The organism is Rhizomicrobium sp. (genome assembly GCF_056722145.1).
Genome location: NZ_JBWZET010000286.1, coordinates 1 through 4,323, shown reverse-complemented (window position 1 = coordinate 4,323; position 4,323 = coordinate 1). Strand labels below are relative to the sequence as shown.

Sequence of the window (4,323 nt, the reverse complement as noted above, 5' to 3'; positions counted from 1 at the left end):
GCGGCCGCCGCCCGGCTGTCGGCCGGGACCGTATTCCACGGTCTCGACGAAGCGCGCGCCCGATTTGAGGCGTCGAACCTCGCCAACGAGGAGATCATCCGCCGGGTGGTGAATGCGGCATGCGCCTATGTCGCCAAGAAGTTCGCCGAACACGCGCCGACCAAGGCCGAAGTGCGGGCGCTCGAAACCGAGATCAAGGGCTACGTCAAATCTGCCTTCGCCGCCTTCACCAAATTCATCGACCAGCACTGGTCGGAGATTTTCGAGAAGATCGTCGCGGTGTTCCCGGATTGATTTTCTGCCCCCGCGCGCGAGGTCATTTCTCCTCAGGCACGTAGAGCGTGGGGGAAGTGGCCGCGAAGCGGACGAAGGGGGCTCCAGGCTTCCCACAAATAAAAAAAGGCCCGCGAAACCCGCGGGCCTTTCCTTTTTCCGCAAGACGGAAAATCAATCCTTGGCGCGCTCGATGTAGGCGCCGTCCTCGGTCATCACCACGACCTTGGTGCCCGGCACGATGTGGGTCGGCACCATGGTGCGCACGCCGTTGGACAGAAGCGCCGGCTTGAATGAACCCGAGGCGGTCTGGCCCTTCACCACCGGTTCGGTCTCGACCACTTCGAAGGTCAGGCGCTGCGGCAGTTCGATCGCCACCGCGACGCCGTTGAACAGCGACAGGGTGACTTCCATGTTTTCCTGCAGGTACGGGGCGCGGTCGCCGATCACCGAGGAATCGACCGGCAGCTGCTCGAAGTTCTCCGGGTCCATGCAGATATAGTGTTCGCCGTCCTGGTAGAGGTACTGATAGGTCTTTTCCTCGACGAAGGCGCGTTCGACGCTATCGGTGGTCTTGTAGCGGTCGACCACCTTCACGCCGTCGCCGATGCGCCGCATGTCGATGCTGGTCGTCGGCGTGCCTTTGCCGGGAAAGAAGCTTTCGGCCTTGAGGACGATGTAGAGCCTGCCGTCCTTCTCGATGACATTGCCTTTGCGCACGGAGCTGGCGATAACCGAAACCACTTTTATTTCCTCGTCTGATCGGGCGGGCTTGCCGCAGCGAAGCGGCCCGTGGCCGCGAAGACGGGCGTATAGCAGGAGCGGCAGGCTTTGGCCAAGACGGGATCACCCTGGTGGGCGCCCCACCGCCATGCCGACCGGCGGCCGGCGCTGGCGGCACGGGGCCTGATAAAAAAGGCTTTTCGGGCCCATTTCGAGGCCGACGGCTTTACCGAAGTCGAATGCGGCGCTTTGGCCGTTTCGCCTGGCAATGAGGCGCATTTGGCCGGTTTCGCCACCGAATTGATCGGTGCCGATGGCACCCGCCGGCCGCTTTACCTGCATACCTCACCCGAATTCGCCGCCAAGAAGCTGTTGGCGGCGGGCGAGAGGCGGATTTTCGATTTCGCCCGCGTGTTCCGCAACCGCGAGACCGGCTCGCCGCTGCATGTTTCCGAATTCACCATGCTGGAGTGGTATCGCGCGCAAGAACCTTACGCCGCCGTGATCGCCGACACGGTGGATCTTGTCCGGATTGCGGCCGGGATCACGGGCCTTGCGACGTTTTCCTTCCGTGGCCGCACCTGCGATCCCTTGGCCGCGCCGGAGCATCTGACGGTGGGGCAGGTCTTCCAGCGCTACGCCGGTGTCGATCTCCTGGCCACGCTCGACCAGGACGGACAGGGCAACCGCGACGCTCTGGCTAGGGCGGCGCGCGCTGCCAGGCACGATGTCGCCACTAGCGACACCTGGGCCGACATCTTCTCGAAGATCATCGTCGATATTGAAGACCGCCTCGGCGAAGGCCGCCCGACGGTGCTCACCGAATATCCCCGCTGCGAAGCGGCGCTGGCGCGCGCCACCGCTCACGATTGCCGCGTGTCGGAACGCTTCGAGCTCTACGTGTGCGGCGTGGAACTCGCCAATGGCTTCGGGGAACTCACCGACCCGGTGGAACAGCGCACCCGTTTCGAAGCCGAAATGGCGGAAAAGGAGCGCATTTACGGCGAGCGCTATCCCCTCGACGAGGATTTTCTCGCTGCCCTGGCCGAAATGCCGGAAGCGTCCGGCGTTGCCCTCGGCTTCGACCGCCTCGTCATGCTGGCGACGGGCTCCCGTTCGGTCGAAGACGTGCTATGGACCCCGGCACCATGACTGCTCTAAAATCCATCTACACCCTGGCCGATTGCGGCTTTGTCGCGCACGAGGCTCTGCCGGCGCTGGAGCCGGTGGCGGAAAAGTACGCCGTGGCGCTGACCGAAACGGTGGTCGGTCTGATCGACCGCTCCGATCCGTTCGATCCCATCGCCCGCCAATTCGTTCCCAGCGTGCGCGAGTTGACGACCAAGCCGGAGGAGCTGACCGATCCGATCGGCGACACCCGCCATTCGCCCGTGCCCGGTATCGTCCATCGCCACCGCGACCGCGCCTTGTTCAAGATTGTCGGTGCCTGCCCGGTCTATTGCCGCTTCTGTTTCCGGCGCGAAACTGTCGGCCAGCCCGGCGAGCAGGTGCTGTCGCCGGATAATTTCGATGCCGCGATCGCCTATATCGCTGCCCATCCCGAAATCTGGGAGGTGGTGTTTACCGGCGGCGATCCCTTCATCCTGTCGCCGCGGCGCATAGCCGACGTCAGTGCGCGTCTGGCCGCGATCAAGCATGTAAAACTGCTGCGCTGGCACAGCCGCGTGCCGGTGGTCGATCCCGCCCGCATCACCGACGAGATGATCGCGGCGCTTCTGGTACCCGGTGCCGCCACAGCGATCGCGCTACACGCCAACCATCCGCGCGAACTCGGCCCCGAGGCCCGCCGCGCCATCGCCCGGTTAGTGGATGCCGGCATTCCGCTGGTCAGCCAGTCGGTGCTGCTGCGCGGCATCAACGACGAGATTTCCACCTTGGAAGCGTTGATGCGCACCTTTCTCGAATCCCGCATCAAGCCGTATTATCTGCACCATCCCGATCTCGCCCCCGGCACCAGCCATTTCCGCATCACCATCGACGAGGGCCTTACCTTGATGCGGGCTCTCAGGGCACGGCTGTCGGGGCTGGCGATACCGAGCTACGTGCTCGACATCCCCGGCGGCTACGCCAAGGTGCCGCTCGAGAGCCGCGACGTCGAAAAGACCGAAACCGGCTGGCGCATCCGCGACCACGAAGGCAAGTGGCACGCCTATCCGCCGCAGAATGTCATCCCCGGCGAGCGGTGATCGCGAAGCGAGGGAAGGGGACCCACGGGCTCGGGTCCCCGCAATCGCTGCGATTTGCCCCGTTTCATTTTTCGAGGACGTGCAGGCGTCGTAACCTGGGTCCCCTTCCCGTCGCATCCGCGCCAACGCGTGTCTGCTCCGCCGGGGATGACAGGCGTTACCGATATTCCCCGTTCACGACTTCCAACGCCTTGGCGCCCGGGCACAGCTCTTTTTTCGTCAGCTTGTTCAGCGGGGTGTCGCTGGTGCCGAGGTGCTCGTGCAGATCCGGCGCGTCGGGTTCGACGTAGATGAGGCCGGTGACGAGTTCGCCTTGCGCCTGATGCTCCTGCAGATACGCCAGCGCCGTGATGCGATTGGAGGGATCGTAATCCTCGCGCAGCTTGGCCAGCTTCAGATACGAGCCGTCATGCTGGCGCACCGTTTCGCTCGCGCCGGGGGCGTAGTCGGCGGTGATTTCTTTGGCCTCCGGCACGAAATCGACCGCATTGACCGCTGCGTTGTGTTCGCGCACGAAATCGAAGCTCTTGGTCGAGCCGGAATGGTTGTTGAAGGTTACGCACGGGCTGATGACATCGAGGATCGCCGCGCCCTTGTGCGTCAGCGCGCCTTTGATCAACGGCACCAACTGTTTTTTGTCGCCGGAGAAGCTGCGCGCCACATAGGTTGCGCCCAGGAGCAGCGCCATCGAAACGAGATCGATCGGCGAATCGGTGTTCATCTCGCCGCCCTTTGACTTCGAGCCCTGGTCGGCGGTGGCCGAGAACTGGCCCTTGGTCAGGCCGTAAACGCCATTGTTCTCGCAAATATAGACCATATTGACGCCGCGCCGCAGCGCATGAACGAACTGGCCGAGCCCGATCGAGGCACTGTCGCCGTCGCCGGAAACGCCGAGATAGAGAAGGTCGCGGTTGGCCATCGCGGCGCCGGTCAAGACGCTCGGCATCCGTCCGTGCACCGAATTGAAACCGTGCGCTTGCCCCAGGAAATAGTCCGGCGTCTTCGACGAGCAGCCGATGCCCGACATCTTGGCGACGCGATGGGGCGCGATGGCAAGTTCGAAGCACGCCTGCACGATGGCTGCGCTGATCGAATCGTGGCCGCAGCCGGCGCACAGCGT

5 protein-coding genes are annotated in these 4,323 nt (G+C 63.9%); 3 read left to right on the top strand and 2 right to left on the bottom strand.

Annotated elements, in window-relative coordinates:
* On the top strand, window positions 1-294 hold a 294-nt coding region (locus tag AC1P6P_RS14895; protein ID WP_481403229.1), incomplete at its 5' end, for a hypothetical protein.
* Between the two features lie 153 nt (window positions 295-447).
* Here the strand turns inward: AC1P6P_RS14895 and efp are convergent.
* Window positions 448-1,017, bottom strand: coding sequence for an elongation factor P (efp, locus tag AC1P6P_RS14890; RefSeq protein WP_481403228.1), 570 nt, complete (start codon window positions 1,015-1,017; stop codon window positions 448-450).
* 87 nt (window positions 1,018-1,104) lie between these two features.
* Between efp and epmA the strand changes: the two genes are divergently transcribed.
* Window positions 1,105-2,148: an EF-P lysine aminoacylase EpmA gene (gene epmA / locus AC1P6P_RS14885; RefSeq protein ID WP_481403227.1), complete on the top strand. Its 1,044-nt coding sequence runs from the start codon at window positions 1,105-1,107 to the stop codon at window positions 2,146-2,148.
* Window positions 2,145-3,203 (top strand): lysine-2,3-aminomutase-like protein, encoded by a 1,059-nt coding sequence (locus tag AC1P6P_RS14880; RefSeq protein WP_481403226.1) that lies wholly within the window; start codon window positions 2,145-2,147, stop codon window positions 3,201-3,203. Before epmA ends, AC1P6P_RS14880 begins: the two co-directional genes overlap by 4 nt.
* A 157-nt stretch (window positions 3,204-3,360) precedes the next feature.
* Here AC1P6P_RS14880 and AC1P6P_RS14875 read toward each other — a convergent pair.
* A partial coding sequence (locus tag AC1P6P_RS14875) for a 2-oxoacid:ferredoxin oxidoreductase subunit beta (protein WP_481403225.1) occupies window positions 3,361-4,323 on the bottom strand: 963 nt, incomplete at its 5' end.

Bases quoted from the DNA above. Each gene is read 5' to 3' on its own strand.
- AC1P6P_RS14880 (WP_481403226.1), top strand. From the start codon at position 2,145: ATGACTGCTCTAAAATCCATCTACACCCTGGCCGATTGCGGCTTTGTC.